Here is a 17666-nt window from a genome sequence, read left to right on the forward strand (position 1 = left end):
GGCTGGGATGGCGCTAAGCCCGGTCCTGGTGGGAGAAAAACCCGACGCGGCGGCGTTGACCGAAGCTTACGCGTGGTGCGGGCGACTGGCGCGCTCGCATTACGAAAACTTCACGATTGCCTCTTGGCTGATGCCGCGTACGATGCGCCCGCACCTGCACGCGATTTACGCCTATGCCCGAGTGGCCGACGATTTCGCCGACGAAGAGCACGATCTGAACAAACTCGATCAATGGCAGCGTGAATTGGAGGACGCCTACCGCGGCGTGGCCCGCCATCCGGTTTTCATTGCCCTGGCCGACACCGTGCGCCGCTTTGATATTCCGCCCCAGCCTTTTTTGGATTTGCTCGCGGCATTCCGCTCCGACGTCAATTTCGCGGGTTTCGAGACTCTGGCAGATCTGATGGAGTACTGCCGCGGTTCGGCCAACCCGGTGGGGCGGCTGGTGCTCTATCTGTTTGGCTATCGCGACAGTGGTCGCCAGGCCCTGGCCGATCAGGTCTGCAGCGGGCTGCAATTGGCTAATTTCTGGCAGGATATCGCCATCGACCTGGGCAAGGGACGAATTTATTTGCCGCGCCAGGATCTGGCCCGCTTCGGCTGTTCGCCCGAGCAGTTGCGCGCTGGGGTAGTGAACGAGGCCTTTATCAACCTGATGCGCCATGAAATAGGTGTGTCGCGTGATCTGCTGGGGGCTGGCGGAGCGTTGGCCCGCTTGGTGGATGGCCGCTTGCGCCGCGACGTGCTGATGTTCGCCGGCGGTGGAATGGCGATTTTGCGCGCCATCGAAGCGGCCGGCTACGATGTCTTCAAGCGGCGCCCAACGCTGACACGCAAGGATTATCTGCGGGTGGGCTGGAACGCGCTGCGCGGCCGGCTGCAAGCATGACGCAATCGGTGGATGTGACGGCGCCCGCGCTAGCCCATGATTTCGCGCGCTGCGCGCAGATAACTCGCGCCGCCTCTTCCAATTTCTATTATGCCTTCATGCTGCTCGAGCCGCACCGGCGCCAAGCGCTTTATGCCACCTATGCCTTTTGCCGCTTTCTCGACGATATTGCCGATGACCATCCGGCCGCCGACGCCGGTGCACGGCTGGCCACGTGGCGGCGCGAGCTGGAGCTGGTCTACCTGGGCCGGGCCACTCGCCCGGTAGCGCGCGCGCTGGCGGCCAGCGTGCGCCGTTTCCCGATCCCGCGGCGCTACTTCGAGGAAATTATCGAGGGGGTGGAAATGGACCTTTCGCGCCGGCGCTATGATACTTTCGCCGAGTTGCGAGAGTACTGTTATCGGGTCGCCTCGGCGGTGGGGCTGGCATGCATCGAGATTTTCGGCTATCGCAATCCTCGCACCCAGATCTATGCCGAAAATTTGGGGCTGGCCTTTCAACTGACCAATATTATTCGCGATGTGCGCGAGGATGCCCAGCGCGGACGCATCTATCTGCCGCTGGAGGACCTTGCGCGCTTCGCGGTGAGCGAGGAAGAAGTGCTGGCGGGACATTACACCGACCGCTTCGTGCGCCTGCTGGAGTTTCAAGCCGCACGCGCCGGTCAGTTCTACACCCTGGCCGCGCAGGCTCTACCGCAAGAGGATCGCGGCTCGCTGCTGAGCGCCGAAGCGATGCGCCTAATCTATCGCGCCTTGCTACGCCGCATCGTCAAGACAGGCTATCGCGTGATGGACGGCAAGCTGAGCTTGTCGGCGCCCTATCGCCTGTTGCTGGTGGGACAGGCGTGGGCGCAGGGGAGGCTTTTGCGTGGCCGAATCTGATCGCACGGTAATGTCGGATCCCCGTGACGTGGTCGTGATCGGAGCGGGCTTCGCGGGCTTGAGCGCGGGGGTGGCGCTGGCCGAACAGGGTTTCCGGGTCGCGGTCCTGGAGCGGCGGCCGACGCTGGGCGGGCGCGCCTACTCCTTCGCCGATGCGGAGAGCGGTGATGCGGTCGACAACGGCCAGCATGTGCTGATGGGCTGTTACACCGAGACCCTGGATTTCCTGAAGAAGATCGGTAGCGACAAACAGCTCGTCTTTCGCCCTCGTTTGGATATCGAGCTGACCACGCTGGAGGGCGCCCGCGGTCGCTTGCGCGCCGGCCTGCTGCCCGGTCCGATGCATATGGCGAGCGCGCTGCTGCGCTATCGCCTGCTCTCACCACGCGAGCGGTTGGGGGTGCTGGGCGCCGGTCTGCGACTTTTGGCAGCGCGCCGCTTCGCGCCGCTGGGACAAACCACGGTGGCTGAGTTGCTGGCCAAATGGAAGCAATCCAACGCTAGCCGCGAGCGCTTTTGGTATCCGCTGGCGATCGCCACCCTCAACGATGAGCCGGCTCAAGCCAGCGCCGCGCTGCTGGTGGAAGTCTGGCGGCGAGCCTTCTTCGGCAGTCGGCGCGATTCTGCTTTTGTCTATTCCAAAGTCGGACTGAGCCAGCTCTATTGCGAGACCGCACGGCAATTTATCGAGCAGCGCGGTGGCGTGGTGGCGCCCAGCGCCGGGGTGGAGCGGCTGGAACTGGACGGCGAGCGCGCGGTGGGACGGGTGCGACTGCGGGACGGGCGCTCGCTGGAAGCCGCCAATTTCATCTCCAGCGTAACGCCCGGCGCGTTGCTGGCGATGCTGCCACCGACGTTGCGCGCCGAGGATTATTTCTCTCGTCTGGCGACACTGAGCCCTTCGCCGATCGTCTGTGTCCACGTGTGGATGGACCGGCCGGTTACCGACGCCGCCTTCGTCGGGTTTATTGGCACGACCACGCAGTGGCTGTTCAACAAATCGGTGATCTTTGCGCGCAAGGAGCGCGAAAATCGTGGTGGTTATCTGAGTTTCGTCATCAGCGGCGCGCGCGCCCTGGTGGATCGCAGCAACGAGGAGCTGCTCGACCTGGTGATGAAGGACCTCTATCGGATGGTGCCAGCGGCGCGTGAGGCCAAGTTCGTCAAGGCCCTGGTGCTCAAGGAGAAGCAGGCCACCATCGCGCCCACCTGTGACAGCCAGCGCTTGCGCCCGCCGGTGACGACTCCGATCGATAATCTTTTTCTAGCTGGGGACTGGATTCAGACCGGCCTGCCCGCGACGATTGAAAGCGCCGTCATAGCAGGCCGCGCGGCCGCCGCCGCGGTGCGCCAGCGCGTGGGCCACGTCTCGCGCATCCCCGAGTTCGCCTGAGGCCAATGGCGATTACCGCACTGGTGACCGGGGGCAATGGTTTCGTTGGTAGCCATGTGGTCCGCGCCTTGCGCGCGCGCGGCGACCGGGTGCGGGTGCTGGCACGGCCGGGCGCCGATCTGCGCGCTCTAAATGACGTGGAATACGATCTGGTAAGCGGCGATTTGCGCCAGCCCTCGCATCTGGAGGAGGCGGTCAAGGGTTGCGCCGAGGTCTATCACGTGGCCGCCGATTATCGCCTGTGGGTGCCCGATCCGGCACCGATGTACGCCACCAACGTGGAAGGCACCCGCAACCTGATCGCGGCGGCGCGCCGCCACGGGGTGGGCCGCCTGGTCCATACCAGCACAGTGGGCGCGCTGGGCGTGCCCGCCGGTGGGATCGGAGATGAGAGCAGTCCGGTGGCGCTTTCCGACATGATTGGGCCTTACAAGCGATCCAAGTTCATGGCGGAGCAACTGGCCTTGGCCGCCGCGCGCGAAGGGATGCCGGTGGTGGTGGTCAATCCGTCCACGCCGGTCGGCGCACTGGATTATAAACCCACCCCTACCGGCCGCATCATCGTGGATTTTCTGAACCGCCGCATGCCCGCCTACCTGGATACCGGGCTCAACCTAGTCGACGTTGAGGCCTGCGCCCGCGGCCATCTGTTGGCCGCGCAGCGCGGCACGGTCGGTGAGAAATATATACTGGGTGGCGAAAACCTCACCCTCCAGCAGCTCTTTGCCCGTCTGGAGCGCCTCTCCGGCGTGCCCGCTCCGCATATGCGCTTGCCCTATCCGGTGGTGTACGGCTACGCCGCTGGTGCCGATCTTATCGCGCGCTTTACCGGCCACCCGCCGCGGGCCAGCCTGACCGAAGTGCGGATGGCGCACAAGCGGATGTTTTTCGATTCGGCCAAGGCGATGCGCGAGTTGGGCTATCAGCCCGGCGTGCTGGATGACGCCTTGCGTGCGGCGATCCAATACTATCGGCAAAGTGGCGCCGCGCCGAGCTGACCGATGCTCCATCTGCTGCTCGGCACGGTGGCGCTGCGTCCCTATGTATTTGTTTTCCTGGCCGCCTATCTGTTCATTTCGGTGGTCAACTTTGGCCTGCTCACCACCGTCTTGTTTACCATCCTGACCTATGGCGTGGCATTGGCCTGTGAATGGAGTTCGGTGCATAACGGGTTTCCTTTTGGTCTTTACCATTACGACTCGGCTACGGTAGGTCGGGAGTTGTGGGTGGCCGGAGTACCTTTCATGGACTCGCTGTCATTCACGTTCCTGTCCTTTGCGGCCTACAGCATGGCACTGCTGGTGAGCGCGCCAATCCTGTGGCGGCGCGGCGAGCCGCGCCTCATGGACACCCGCGCGCTGCGCCGTTCGCCGCGGGTGTGGCTGATGGCGGCGCTGCTCACCGTGATGGTCGATATGGTCGTCGATCCGCTCAGCGTGGTGGGTCGCCGATGGTTCCTGGGGCATCTGTTCTGGTATGACCCGCCCGGACCGCACTTTGGCGTGCCAATCAGCAATTACCTTGGATGGTTTTTCGTCGCCGCCATCGCAGTGGCTATCTTTCAGCGCCTCGACGCCTGGTGCTCGGGATGGCCGGGCGCCAAGGGCAGACCGCTGGGGGTGTGGCCAGGACTAAAGTGGCGCTGGCTGTTAGGGCCTGGCTTGTACGTGGGCATCGTAAGCTTTGCCTTGGTGATGCTGTTCCGCATTGGCGCCGCTACCATCGCCTGGGCTGGAATCTTCATCTATCTCCCTTTCATCGCGATGGCGCTCAACGGATGGACCCGGCCCGAAGCGCGCGCGGGTGCCGAAGACATCCAGCGCCATTTGATCGATTTTCCGTATGATCAGGCCTAGCGGTTCGATTGCCCTTAAGGAGAGAGTGGCGAGATGGCGAAGCTGGCTGGTAAGAGCGCTCTGGTGACGGGCGGCAATAGTGGTATCGGCTTGGCGATCGCGCGCTTGTTCGTCGCCGAAGGCGCGCGCGTGGCGATCTGCGGGCGGGATCCCCGCACGCTGGCGGCCGCGGGCGAGGAGCTGGGCCCCAATGCGATCGCTTTGCGCGCCGATCTCAGCCAAGCTGACCAGCGTCACGCCATGTTCGAGGCTATCGCCGAGCGCTTGGGCGGTCTCGATATCGTGATTGCCAATGCTGCCTTGGTGACGCATGCGTCGGTGGAACAAACTACTCCCGAAATGTTTGCCCAGGTTATGGCGACCAACGTTGCGGGGGTCTTCTTTCTGGTCCAGGAGGCGTTGTCCATGCTACGTGACGGCGGTGCCATTGTGCTAATCGGATCGGTACTCGCCGACCTCGGCCGCCCCGGTTTTGCCGCCTACGCGGCCAGCAAGGCAGCGGTGCGATCGCTGGCGCGCACGCTGGCGGCGGAGTTGGCGCCGCGCCGCATCCGGGTCAACGTGGTTACGCCCGGGGTGGTGATGACGCCGCTGTGGGAGCGCGGCGGCGAAGCGGCGCTGACGGCGTTGGAACGCTGGGTGGCGGCGGGGGTCGCGATGCGCCGCGCGGGGCGGCCCGAAGAGATCGCGCACGCTGTGCTGTTTGTGGCCTCCGACGACGCCTCGTATGTGCAAGGTGCGGAATTGCTGGTCGATGGCGGAGTCAAGGAGCTCATGGGCGGTGCCCCTGCCTTTCGCTTTACTTAGGGCACATTCGCCACCAAGAACTTGAGAGCGGTTTGCGCAAGGCCGCGTGGTGATGTCGGTCAGCAACGCGCCCAGGGCGTCATTTGAAACGTATTATGTCAGTGGCGGGCCTTGGGTGGCTGGCTCTGAGGCTGCTCGACATAGGTCGTTTTATGTCCCCAGGTGCGATCGTAATCGCGCCGGGCGGTGGTGGGCAGGAAGCGTTCCTCGATTTCACGAATCTGATCGCCGCCTACCAGTTTGCGCTGATTGGGGCGACCCCAGGGATTGGCGGCCGCGCGCCGGTCGAAATCGCGTAGTGCCACTGAGCCGCGTGCGTTAAGGTCGCTCAAAAGCTCCCAAGAGCCCTGTAGGCCGGCCGTAGCGGCGCATACCGGATACAGTGCGATGCGCAGGCCGAGCTGCTCATATTCTTCGTTGGAGGGAGGCTCTTCGTCGCCGCCCCAGATAGCGAGTACCGGAGCGGGGATTTCGGCGCAGGCGCGGCGCAACTGCTCGCGGGTCTGAACCGAATTGAGCCAAACGAAATCGGCTCCGCCTTCGGTTACATATGCGACGCAACGGCGCAGGGTTTCCTCGAAGCTGCCGCCCTCGGCGCCCAGAATGTCGCAGCGCGCGCAGATCACGAAGTCGGGGTCGATCGCGTTGCGGGCCGCCACCGCGGCTTGGTATTTGCCGATCGCCTCTTCGAGTGAGATACAGCGCCGGCCCGCCGAAGTGGCGGACTTCTTGGGCGCTTCCTGGTCCTCTATCTGCATTGCGGCCACACCGCTGCGAATAATCTCCTGGACCGAGAAATGGACGTTGACGGCGTTCCCAAACCCGGTGTCGGCGTCCACCAGAATAGGAATCTCGCAGCGTGCCGCCATGTGGCGGGCATGGTCAACCAAATCGCGCAGCCCAATGATGCCGTTGTCCGGCACGCCATAAAGAAATGCGCTCAGTTGAGAGCCGGCCAGAAAAAAGCATTCAAATCCGATCTCTTGCGCCATCCGGGCGTATAGCGGGCTGAACCCACCAGGCATCATGGTCAGCTTCGGGCGAGCCAGGATATCGCGAAATTGGCGCCGTTTACGAGCTATCTCATCCATCGCCATCGCGCGCACCTCCCTGGGTACGGGTTCTGTTATAGCGGTTGAGCATCCCAGGGCAAGCCCAGGTATGCACAAATTGGCGTCGGACTGCGCTTGCCTTGACCCTAGCGGCACGCTAAGAGCTTGCAGGCCGACGCCTGGAAGGAGGGCGGTGGAATTGCAACTGTGGCTGAGCATAATAGTGAGTAGCTTGCTGCTGATCGCGGGAACCCGGCCCACCCTGGCGGCGCAAAGCGATTATGTGCCACGCACCAAGGGATGGATGATGCTTATCCCGCCGCTGGATGGAGTCGATCGGGACACCGGCGAGCGCAGGATTTTGAAGGACTCGCCGAAGAAAAAATGGACCGGAATTGTCATCCGCGGCTATGACGGCAAGGCCTATGATTTCGTCGACCAAGACACCTGCCAGGTCGGCATGAGCGCCTTGGTAATGAAGCTCTACGAGGACAACGACCCCCAGTACCGCGCGCTCAGCCTGGGCAAATGCGTGCAAGACGACGGCCGGCGCAACGTGGTCATCCGCTAGGGGCTCCTGGCTCAACTCTGCCGCGCTAGCGCAACCAGGGTCTGGGCCAATTCTATTGGCTTGGTAAACATCACTTCATGACCGCTTTGAATAGTGCTCACGGTGGGATTGCGCAAGCGGCAGGAATAAAAGGGATGCCATTTTCGGGGGAATTGGGCCAGATCTTCGCTCAGAGCGACGTAATCGGTGGGCACTTTCAGCTCGAAGAAAGCGCGGTTGTCTGCCGCTTCCAGATAGGCCGCCAACGGCTGCGGCTGCAGCGCCGCGATTACGAAGTCCTGCAGCGCGGGTGCGCCATCCTGAATGAAATTGCGGCGAAAGAGATCAATGAACTCCGGACTGACCGGCAGGCAACGATCGGGCCCTGTCAGCGCACCTTCCAGCAGGCGGGCGCGCGCCGGGGGGATAAGGTCAGCGGCGCGCTCGCCGTCGCGCAGCACTAACGCATCGACAAAGATCATTCGCTTCAGACGCGAGGCCAGCCGCGGGGCCGCCATGGTCATCGGAAGGCCGCCCATCGAATGGGCCACCAATACCAGCTCGCGCACGTCGGCCTGCTCGACAAAATCAACCAAGCCGTCGGCATAAACCTGCAAGGTGACGTCGGCGCGCTTGAAGCTGCTGGCGCCGTGGCCGGGCAGATCCAGGGCCAGGGCGCGGTGACCCATGCGCTCCAACGTGCCGATTACCGCGGCCCAGCACCAAGCCCCATGATAGGCGCCATGGACCAGAACAAAGGTTGCCATCTTTACTTGAAGTTGGGACTGCGCTTTTCCAGAAATGCCGTGATCCCCTCGCGGCTTTCTGCTCCGGCCAGGGCCTTGAGGATCGCCCGTGCTTCGTTTTCCAGCTGGGATTCCAACCGCTCCCCGAAACTTTGCTGAAGCAAGCGCTTGGTGGCGCCGAAGGCGCCGGTTGGTCCCTGTGCCAACTGCTGAGCCAACTCCATGGCTGCCGCGGGCAATTCGTCCTCGCCCACCACGCGCGTTACCAAGCCCCATTGGCAAGCTTCCTGGGCGCTGAGAACGCGGTTGGTGAGGGTCAACTCCAAGGCTCGGCGCAGGCCGACCAGGCGAGGTAGAAAATAGGTGGCCGAGCCGTCGGGGGTCAGGCCAGAGCGAGTATAGGCCATGGTGAAGCGAGCCGAGGTTGCGGCCAGTACCAGGTCGCAGGCGCAGATCAGGCTGAAGCCGGCGCCGGCCGCGCTGCCATGCACGGCGGCGATTACGGGCGCGTCCATCCGGGTCAGGCGCGAGAGCGCGGCGTGGAGGGCGGTCAGGGTCTCAGTTACGTACGTGGTCAGAGATATCCCCTGGCGGGTAGCGAAGCTGCGCAGGTCGCCGCCGGCGCAGAACATTCGGCCTGCGCCGCTGAGCAGGACCGCGCGGGCCCCCTCTTCCTCGCAGTGTATGGCGGCGTCCAAAAGCTCACGCGACATCTCCAGGCTCAGGGTATTGGCCGCCTGCGGCCGGTTGAGCGTGATGTGAGCGATCCGATCGTCGAGTTCAAACACGAGGTCGGAGTAGGGCATGACGGCTCCTGTGTGGGTTTGGGTGAAGCAAATCATACTGCCGCGCGGTTGCCGGCGGTGACAAGAGGCGGCTGGATCGCGCGGCGAGCGGATGGATCAACGTGCCCGTGGTCGCAACTCCGCCAGCAATTGGCCTAGGTTTGAGGGACCGCTCAGGGGCGGTAGCTCGAGCAGAACTTCATAACGGCGCCGCTCGGCCGCGCCGATACCGGTGCCCAGAGCGCAGTCCCAAAGCGTGGTGCTGACGCCGAAGCAGCGGTTGGGACTGATCAAATGGTGAATACGATGATGGAGCCGCAATCGCGCCTCCCACGGCGTCAGAGTGCGGGCGAAATGGAGCCGGTAATGAATTATCTCATAGCCGGCAAAACCTGCCAGCAAGCCCAGGTAGAACACGCTCAGCGGCCTCCAACCCCATCCCACCACCATCGCCGCCATCAGAGCTACCGCGGGCGGCCATGCCCCCAGGGCGAAGACGGCGTGCTGGTCACGATGATGGACGGCGTGCAGGGGTGTGACAAAGCTCTGGAGCTGATGACTGAGGATGCCGTGGATGACATACTCAAGCAGCGTCCATGAGAGCAGGCCGGAGAGCAGCCAGGCGATTACCGCGAACATAATTTTGATGATTTACGGGGGTAATTTGGCTAACAATTAAATCCTATTGGCGCGGTAGAATAGGAGCAAGAGCCGAGTTCAAAACTGCTCAAAGTGGTCACAGGCCGAGGCCGGCAAAAAGTGTTCGTGCCGAGCCAGCGAGGGCGGTCAAGATCGGATTGCCGAGCGCCTATAGGGAGCGTAGGCTGGGTCTTTTACTGGTAGGGACAGCAACGCCGCAAGGCCTACGCCGGCCAAAAAGGCGCGGAACAGAAGAGCGAAGATGGCGACGGTTTGAATAGAACGGCCTGCCCTTCGTCGAATCTTTCAGGTTCTAATGTAATCGGCGTGGGGCGCTGCGAGTTCGAGCCAGCGAGGTCCGATGTCGAAGAAGCGCGAGGTAAATCGCATGTACAAGTTAACGGTGGCCGTTGTCGGTGCCAGCGCCCTGATTGTGGCAGTGGCGCTGAGCGATGCGGGCGCCTTTTCGTTGTGGGGCTCCAACCCAACTGCGCCCCAGGCGTCCGTGGCGCAGACCGCGCCGCAGCAATTGGCTTCCAGTGCGCCGGCGCCAGCCGGGCAGCCCGAGCCCACGGAACGGCCTGGCGTGATCTCCTCCTTCGCGCCGCTGGTCAAGCGGGTGATGCCGACGGTGGTCAATGTCAGCGTGGTACAGAAGGTCGAGGGCTTCGGCTTCGGCGGGCCTGGGGACCAAGGCGACCAGGGCGATCAAGGTGATCAGGGCGGACAGGGGGGTGGCCAGGGACCGATGCCCTTCAATCCGTTCGAGGGTAATCCATTCGAGCAATTCCGCCACTTCTTTGGACAGGCTCCGCACGAATTCAAGGAGCACGGCCTCGGCTCAGGCGTGATTGTGTCGCCCGACGGCTACATCCTGACCAACAACCACGTGGTGGGTAACGCCGACGAAATCCATGTCATCCTGATGGATAAGCGCGAATTCACCGCCAAGGTGGTAGGCAAGGACTCCAAGACCGATCTAGCGCTGATTAAAATCAATACCAAAGAGCCGCTGCCGGCCGCACCGCTGGGCAACTCGGATGCGACCGAGGTGGGCGACTGGGTGGTGGCGATCGGCAATCCCTTCGGCTTTTCGCTGACCGTGACCGCCGGGATCGTCAGTGCCAAGGGACGTGCGCTGGGCGGCAACTACGACGAGTTCATTCAAACTGACGCCGCCATCAATCCAGGCAACTCGGGCGGCCCGCTGTTCGACATCAGCGGCAAGGTGGTTGGAATTAATACCGCGATCTACAGCCGCACTGGGACCAGCGCCGGGATAGGCTTCGCGATTCCAATCGACCTGGCCAAGGCGGTAATGGACCAGCTCAAGCTTCACGGCAAGGTGATTCGTGGCTGGTTGGGAGTTGAAATCCAGGAAGTGACCCCCGAATTGGCCCAGTCCTTCGGCCTGCCCAAGCCCGAAGGCGCTTTGGTGGCCAGCGTCGAGAAGGATAGTCCGGCGGCCAAAGCTGGTCTTAAGCGGGGCGATGTTATCATCAATTTCGATAACCATCCGGTTCATGAGCAGCATGAGCTGCCCGAGTTGGTGGCGGAAACCCCGATCAGCAAGACCGTCCCGGTCGAAGTCATCCGCAACGGTAGTCACCTTACCGTGCAGGTCAAAGTGGGCCAGCTCAAGGAAACCCAGATGGCCAGCGCCCAGGGCGAGGAACAGGGTGGCCCGGGTTGGGGCTTGCAGGTCGGTGAAATCACCCCCGATATCCAGAAGGAGTTCAACCTCACGGTTGATAAAGGCGTGGTGGTCCGCCAGGTCAAGCCCGATAGCCCCGGGGCCGATGCAGGCTTGCAGCAGGGCGACGTGATTTTGGAAGTCAATCATCAAAAGGTCGGGTCCATCGATGACTTCATGTCCAAGGCCAAGCAAGCCAAGAATCAGGGCAAGCCGGCCTTGCTGCTGGTGCAGCGTGGCGACGTATCGCTCTACACGGTGATTAAGACCGGGGGCTGAGCGCGCGCCCACCACGAACCCGTTGACGGGGAAGTAGCGCATCGTGCTACTTCCCCGTTGTTGTCATTACCGTTGGGCAGAGAGAGCCTGTAGCGCGGTTCGAGCGCGAACGCGGACTGATGTCGTCATTTTGTGATGCAACACTGTGACGTGAGTTTTACTGCCCAAAGCTTTACTTGAATGAGCGAACGTAATGGGAATGGGAGCGGGCCAACACGGCGCTGTGAGGTTCTAATCGCCGGCGCCGGGCCGGCTGGGCTTGCCACCGCGCTTTATTTGTTGCGCCGCCGGCCCGACTTGGCGGGCAAAATCATCGCATTGGAACGAGCTCGCCATCCAAGACCCAAAGTTTGCGCCGGCGGGCTGATCCCCAAGACCTTGGCTGCTCTGGACGAACTGGGCTTGGACCTCGACGTGCCCGCGGCGGTGGTTCGCCGCGGAATCGCCGTCACCGAAGCCGGCCGGGTCGATCTGCCCGGCGACGACGTGCTCTGTAAGGTGATCAGGCGTGACCAGTTCGATGCGTCTTTGGCGCGGGCCGCCGTCGACGCGGGAGTTGAGATCGTCGAGGAGTGCCGTTTGCTACATGTGGCGGTCGACGCTGGCGAGGCCAGGGTGCGAGCCGAACGCGGCGAATTTTGCGCGCCGATAATGGTGGGAGCGGATGGGTCGGGTAGCCGGGTACGCGAACAACTCTTTGGCGCTCGGCGTGGATCGCTGGGCCGGGCCCTGATGCTCGACTTGCCGGCGAACGGCGACGCAGTCGAATTCGCCCAGGCTGCATATCGCTTCGACTTTACCTGCGTGGCGCGGGGAGTCGCGGGCTACTCCTGGTCGTTCCCCTGCCTCGTCGACGGGCGACCACATCTCAACGTTGGAATCTATGAGCAGTTTACCAGCGAGCAGCGAACCAATCGCGCACTTCTCGCGGCTCTGGCGGAAGCTTTTCCCGATCTTGCGATTGATCCCGGGGCGCGAGCGCACTACAAAGCCTTTCCCATTCGCTGGTACGATCCCGCCGATCGCTTTGTCGCGGGTCCGGTGCTGTTGGTAGGAGATGCCGCTGGAATTGATCCGCTAATGGGCGAGGGGATCTCCTTCGCTTTCGAGCACGGCAAACTGGCCGCCGCCGCAATTGACGCTCGTCTGCGCGGTGATTTGAAAGCGCTGGCCGACTACGACCAGCGGTTACATCAGGGTTCGATCGCGCGCAAGCTCCGGCGGCTGCACTTCGCTGCGCGCCGCTTTTACGGGCCGCACCATCGTTGGTATTTTCGGCTTGCGAGTCTCAGCCGGGCCACCCAGCGCATCGGGATCGACTGGTACAACGGGACGCACGGCTTGGACCAACTTTCGACCCTGGCGTTGGCAGGCAAATGGGTGCGGGCGGTTCTAAGCGGACGCGCAATAAGCTAGATTGATTTTCGGCGCAGTCCAGCGCCAACCGGTTTCCAGGGACAAGTCTCATGCCTGAAGCAGTAATCGTTAGTGCCACGCGAACCGCGATTGGGACCTTCGGCGGTATCCTGGCGGCGACGCCGGCCACCGACCTGGCGGCGGTGGTGATCAAGGCCGCATTGGAGCGGGCTAAAATCTCGCCCGAGTCCGTAGACGAGGTGATCCTGGGCAACGTTTTATCCGCTGGCGTGGGGCTCAACCCGGCTCGTATCGCCGCTTTGGCCGCCGGCGTTGGGCAGCAGGTGGGCAGTTATACCGTCAACAAGGCCTGTGGTTCGGGACTCAAAGCGGTAGCGTTGGCGGCTAGTGCGATTCGAGGGGGCGAAGCCCAGGTGATCGTGGCGGGCGGAATGGAGAACATGAGCTTGGCGCCCTACCTGTTGCGCAAGGCACGCTTCGGCTATCGGTTGGGCGATGGCGCCTTGCTCGACAGTATGATCGCCGACGGCCTGCAATGCCCGATCACGCTGGTTCACATGGGTGTGACCGCGGAAAATATCGCCACTCGTTACCAGATCAGCCGCCGCGAGCAGGATGAGTTCGCGGCGCAAAGCCAAAGTCGCTACTTCGCGGCGCTGCACGCGGGTAAATTCGCGAGCGAAATAACTCCGGTGAGCGTGACTCGGGGCAAGGAGAAGATCGAATTCAAGGTAGATGAGCATCCGCGCCAGACCAGCGCAGAGGCGATTGCCAGCTTGCGGCCGGCTTTCAAGGCCGACGGCACCGTGACTGCTGCCAACGCTTCGGGAATTAACGATGGCGCTGCCGCGGTGGTGGTGATGGCGCGGGAAGCCGCCCTTGCCGCAGGAGTGCGGCCCATGGCCAAGATTCGTGCATGGGCCGCCGCGGGAGTCGATCCCGCCTACATGGGGATGGGCCCCGTGCCAGCGGTTGACAAGGCACTGAGTCTGGCGGGATTGCGGCGCGAGGAGATTGGTTTGTGGGAACTCAACGAGGCATTTGCGGCCCAATCTCTGGGTGTATTGCGTGAACTCAAACTAAATCAGGCCCGGGTCAACGTCAACGGCGGCGCGATCGCCCTGGGCCATCCGGTAGGTGCTAGTGGAGCCCGGATCCTGACCACTTTGCTGTACGCGATGGCCGATCGCGGCGAGCGTCTTGGCGTCGCCACTCTGTGCATCGGTGGTGGCCAAGGTATCGCGATGGTGGTGGAACAGGAGGTTTGATAGCAGCCGCCGCTCAGCGCGGTTTGGAGGTTAAAGCAGGAAGAGTGGCTCGGCGAGCAAAACGCAAGAATCTCTGGCTGGGCGTGGGCTATCTGTTAATGGCCGCGCTGACCTTGGTGGTGGCCGGCTTTATCGTGCGACATGATTTAGGCCCGTCTGTGTGGTCGGCGATCATTCATCGCGCGCCCTCGCGTGCCAGTCGCGACCCTGCCACCTGTTCCGCTATCGGCGGTACATCCACGGCTTCCGATGCCCCCGAGAATCTGACCGTCTCTGAGCGCGACACTTTGAGCGCGACGCTCCTCCGCGCCAGCCATTACGCGCCTCGGCGCAGGTCGCGCTGGCGCGGGTCGCCGCGGCTGTCCCCCTTATTCAACGGTTCATCCCTCAGTCAAAGCTAGTTTGGAGCACCTCTGCCCCGTTTTACGCCTTGGAAGGCGTCAAACCGCAAGAGTTTTGATAGGCGCGGCGCAGCCCACCGTGATGAAGGAATAAGAGATGGCACCCCCAAACCCATCTCTCCCGCATGGCAAATCATGGGGTAGTGGGCCACTCGAAGCCTTTCGTCACAGGTCGGGTGGGAACTTGCTTAGCAAGTTCCCACCTGGGTTAGGTGGTTTGCCCGGCGCCGCGGCTCGCGATGCTCGCGGGCGCAGGGCGGCTTTGGAGATGAAGGTTAGCGGGAGCTGGCGCCGCGCTGCATCCGAATCGGATTGATCGGACCATTGGGCCCCAGGCCGGCGAATCCCTCCACCGAGTCCAGATCGATTATCACCGGGGTGCCGAGAAGGGCAAAATCGTGCTTGCGCTCGGGTTCGGGCGAGTTGTCGTACACCTGTTTGCGGATATTGGGATCGTTGACCACACGGGCACGACCCTGGAACATGTAGGTTGCCTTCTTGTCGTTATCGCGATAGACCAACGCCAGCTTGGGATTCTTCTGGATCGACTGGATGAAGCGCCCGTCGGAATGGCGCACCCAGATCGCCAGCTGGTCGTCGCTGAAGACCTGGGTCGAGCCCCGAAAGGACATCACCGGCTGGCCGCTTTCATCGGTGTGCGCCACCGCGATCGGATGGTTGGTGGCTAGGGCGTGATTGACCAGCTCCTTGACTTCGGGGGGCAGTTTAAGTTCCGTCGGTGGGCGCGCACCGCCGGTAATTGCCTGATGCTGGATTAGAGAAATGGTGTCGCCCTTAAAATGAAACACTAAGGCGGTGCCCATGCCACTGGCTGTCCGGCCGATGATCCGGACTTGCTCGCCAGAGGGGCCGAAGGGCTCGGGCTTGCTCCAGGTGACCTCGCGAAAAATCTTGCCGCTGTCCGTCCCCGTCATCCGCTCCAACACGGCATTGCGTCCGGAAAGCGTGAAATTAAGCGACTCCATGCCGGCATCCTCGGCCAACAGGTCGGCTTGTGGGGTGGCCGCGCCGCCGCCGGCAGGGCGCAACGAGGCAAGGTACTTTTCTACCAACTCCAGTCGATTCGCCATTTTTCAAGCCTCCTGTCCGAAAGCGCTTATGCTGCCGGTAAATTAACCATAGGCTGAGTGCGTGGTCCAGTCGTGGGGTTACGGGGGTGTAGGCAGGTTCGCAAGCTTGCTGCTATTGTCGCGGCGGGTGCGCGGTTGCGCGCCATCAAAGAGGCGACGTGAAAGGTGACGCGGCGATGAGCGAACGCAAATTGAAAACGATGGAAATCGAACTTCCGGCCGGGATCAGCCCCGCAAAGCCCCAATATGTCTCCGACCTGATCGCGGATTTGCTCGGCGCATTGGGCTATCAATGGGTACCGCTGACCGCGGGTGCCAGCTACCGCGGCCTGCACGATTCGATCGTCAACCATCGCGGTAATCGCGCCCCCCAGATGCTCAACTGCACCCACGAGGAAATCGCGGTCGCCCTGGCCCATGGCTATGCCAAGACATCGGGCAAGCCAGGGCTGGTAATTCTGCACGATCTGGTCGGTGTAATGCACGGGGTGATGGGGTTGTTCGATGCCTGGTGCGACCGGGTACCGTTACTGATGTTGGGTGGCAGCGGTCCGATGGATCCCAAAAAGCGCCGGCCCATTGAATTTGTCCACACCGCCAATACTCAGGGCGATCTGGTGCGCCAGGTAGTTAAATGGCACGACGAACCGACTACGCCGGCCGCCATCATCGACGCTATCATTCGAGGTCATCGAATCGCCAACACGCCGCCCTACGGGCCGGTATATATTTCGGTGGATGAAGAGTTGCAGCGCCAGCCGGTGGAGGGTTCGTTGACACTGCCCGATCTGAGCTTGGCGCGCTTTGCGCCACCGGCCCCGTTGTGGCCGGCGCCTGCGCAAATCGAGGCCGCGGCCAAGCGGCTGTGGGAGGCGCGGTTTCCGCTGGTGATGGGTGGCAATCTTTCTTATCGCGCGGCTGCCACCGGGCCTTTGGTCGAGTTGGTTGAGACTCTGGGTGCGGCCTATATCGACAATCCCAATTACATTTCGTTTCCCACCAACCATCAGCATAATCTCAGCGGCGACAATACGGTCTTGAAGCAGGCCGACGCGATTTTGATGGTCGACGTACACGATATCGGCGCCGCGCTGGGTCTTTACGCCGACGAAGAAGGCCGGCGTGGGAGCCAATGGCCGGCCGATCGTACGGTAATCGATCTTTCGGTCAACGATTTGGCCTTCGACTCGTGGGCCTATTACGGCGGCGAGACCTCGCCCACCGACATTAGACTGCTGGCCGATCCGGTCGTGGGCCTTACCCAATTGCTGGCGGCGGTCAAGGCGCTCAAGGGCGCCGGCACGGCGGCGCGAGTCAGCGAGCGAACGAGCGAAATCGTGCGCCGGCACAATGTCTTGGCGGAGCGCTTCCGTCAGGAGGCCAACCAACGCGCCCAAGCGGGCCAGCTTACCACTACCCATCTAGTCGATCTGGTCTGGGAGGCGGTGCGCGGCCGCTCCTGCGTGTTGTCAGGGCGCAATTTACAGGGCTGGCCGCAGGGCGTGTGGGACGTCAAGGCAGTGGGCGACTACGTCAGCACCAGCGGTGGGGGCGGAGTGGGCTACGGCCCCGGCGGTGCGCTAGGTTCGGCGCTGGCGGCGCACGAACGCGGCCAGTTCCCGGTGGCGATTATCGGTGACGGCGACATGGTGATGGCGGCCGGCGCGTTATGGACCGCGGCCCACTATAGGATCCCGATGCTAGCCGTGATCGGGAACAATCGCTCTTTTGGCAACGACGAAGCCCATCAGCGGCGGGTCGCGCGAATGCGCGAGCGGCCGGTGGAAAACGCCTGGATCGGGGTGGCGATGTTCGACCCAGAGATCGACTACGCTACCATCGCGCGCGGGTTTGGTGCGTGGGGACGCGGGCCGGTGACCAGCGTGAGCGAATGTAGATTGGCGCTGCGCGAAGCCGTGGCGGAAGTGGAGCGAGGCGGAGTCGCGGTGGTGGACG

General features: G+C 62.8%; 17 protein-coding genes. 12 read left to right on the forward strand and 5 right to left on the reverse strand.

What is annotated here, in order from left to right; genetic code table 11:
• Positions 1-7 precede the first annotated feature (7 nt).
• The 6 genes from hpnC to VKV28_09775 are packed head-to-tail and all read left to right on the forward strand — an operon-like array spanning position 8 to position 5829.
• On the forward strand, positions 8-889 hold the full coding sequence (gene hpnC / locus VKV28_09750; GenBank protein HLH77075.1) for a squalene synthase HpnC: 882 nt from the start codon (positions 8-10) through the stop codon (positions 887-889).
• Entirely contained in the window at positions 886-1773 is an 888-nt protein-coding gene (gene hpnD, locus VKV28_09755) for a presqualene diphosphate synthase HpnD (protein HLH77076.1), read from the forward strand. Before hpnC ends, hpnD begins: the two co-directional genes overlap by 4 nt.
• Positions 1760-3166, forward strand: a complete 1407-nt coding sequence (hpnE, locus tag VKV28_09760) for a hydroxysqualene dehydroxylase HpnE (GenBank protein ID HLH77077.1) — start codon at positions 1760-1762, stop codon at positions 3164-3166. The genes hpnD and hpnE overlap by 14 nt, the downstream gene beginning before the upstream one ends.
• A 5-nt stretch (positions 3167-3171) precedes the next feature.
• Positions 3172-4164, forward strand: coding sequence for a hopanoid-associated sugar epimerase (gene hpnA, locus VKV28_09765; protein ID HLH77078.1), 993 nt, complete (start codon positions 3172-3174; stop codon positions 4162-4164).
• Between the two features lie 3 nt (positions 4165-4167).
• Positions 4168-5022, forward strand: coding sequence for a carotenoid biosynthesis protein (locus VKV28_09770; GenBank protein HLH77079.1), 855 nt, complete (start codon positions 4168-4170; stop codon positions 5020-5022).
• Between the two features lie 33 nt (positions 5023-5055).
• Positions 5056-5829 carry a glucose 1-dehydrogenase gene (locus VKV28_09775; protein HLH77080.1) on the forward strand — a complete coding sequence of 258 codons (774 nt, stop codon included), beginning with the start codon at positions 5056-5058 and terminating at the stop codon, positions 5827-5829.
• Positions 5830-5927: 98 nt separating this feature from the next.
• On the opposite strand, the gene VKV28_09780 is transcribed toward VKV28_09775, so the two are convergent.
• Complete coding sequence (locus tag VKV28_09780) at positions 5928-6926, reverse strand: isocitrate lyase/PEP mutase family protein (GenBank protein ID HLH77081.1); 999 nt, start codon at positions 6924-6926, stop codon at positions 5928-5930.
• Positions 6927-7074: 148 nt separating this feature from the next.
• Between VKV28_09780 and VKV28_09785 the strand changes: the two genes are divergently transcribed.
• The gene (locus VKV28_09785) at positions 7075-7452 is read left to right on the forward strand and encodes a hypothetical protein (protein HLH77082.1); all 378 of its coding nucleotides are present in this window, start codon (positions 7075-7077) and stop codon (positions 7450-7452) included.
• 11 nt (positions 7453-7463) lie between these two features.
• Here VKV28_09785 and VKV28_09790 read toward each other — a convergent pair whose 3' ends face one another.
• From VKV28_09790 to VKV28_09800, 3 genes are all read right to left on the reverse strand, one after another.
• A complete protein-coding gene (locus tag VKV28_09790; GenBank protein ID HLH77083.1) occupies positions 7464-8198 on the reverse strand; it encodes an alpha/beta fold hydrolase in 735 nt (244 codons plus the stop codon).
• A gap of 2 nt (positions 8199-8200) precedes the next feature.
• Entirely contained in the window at positions 8201-8983 is a 783-nt protein-coding gene (locus VKV28_09795; protein HLH77084.1) for an enoyl-CoA hydratase-related protein, read from the reverse strand.
• Positions 8984-9079: 96 nt separating this feature from the next.
• The gene (locus VKV28_09800; GenBank protein HLH77085.1) at positions 9080-9601 is read right to left on the reverse strand and encodes a sterol desaturase family protein; all 522 of its coding nucleotides are present in this window, start codon (positions 9599-9601) and stop codon (positions 9080-9082) included.
• Positions 9602-9962: 361 nt separating this feature from the next.
• On the opposite strand from VKV28_09800, the gene VKV28_09805 reads away from it, so the two are divergent.
• The 4 genes from VKV28_09805 (at position 9963) to VKV28_09820 (ending at position 14619) form a co-directional block, all read left to right on the forward strand.
• Positions 9963-11573 carry a DegQ family serine endoprotease gene (locus tag VKV28_09805; GenBank protein HLH77086.1) on the forward strand — a complete coding sequence of 537 codons (1611 nt, stop codon included), beginning with the start codon at positions 9963-9965 and terminating at the stop codon, positions 11571-11573.
• A 180-nt stretch (positions 11574-11753) separates the two neighbouring features.
• Positions 11754-12989, forward strand: a complete 1236-nt coding sequence (locus tag VKV28_09810; GenBank protein HLH77087.1) for an NAD(P)/FAD-dependent oxidoreductase — start codon at positions 11754-11756, stop codon at positions 12987-12989.
• 50 nt (positions 12990-13039) lie between these two features.
• A complete protein-coding gene (locus VKV28_09815; protein ID HLH77088.1) occupies positions 13040-14218 on the forward strand; it encodes an acetyl-CoA C-acetyltransferase in 1179 nt (392 codons plus the stop codon).
• Between the two features lie 44 nt (positions 14219-14262).
• A complete protein-coding gene (locus tag VKV28_09820; protein HLH77089.1) occupies positions 14263-14619 on the forward strand; it encodes a hypothetical protein in 357 nt (118 codons plus the stop codon).
• 275 nt (positions 14620-14894) lie between these two features.
• On the opposite strand, the gene VKV28_09825 is transcribed toward VKV28_09820, so the two are convergent.
• Complete coding sequence (locus VKV28_09825) at positions 14895-15710, reverse strand: pyridoxamine 5'-phosphate oxidase family protein (protein HLH77090.1); 816 nt, start codon at positions 15708-15710, stop codon at positions 14895-14897.
• A gap of 176 nt (positions 15711-15886) precedes the next feature.
• On the opposite strand from VKV28_09825, the gene VKV28_09830 reads away from it, so the two are divergent.
• Positions 15887-17666: thiamine pyrophosphate-dependent enzyme (locus VKV28_09830; GenBank protein ID HLH77091.1), on the forward strand; the 1780-nt coding region annotated here is incomplete at its 3' end.

Source organism: Candidatus Binataceae bacterium (assembly GCA_035294265.1).
Classification (GTDB): domain Bacteria; phylum Desulfobacterota; class Binatia; order Binatales; family Binataceae; genus DATGLK01.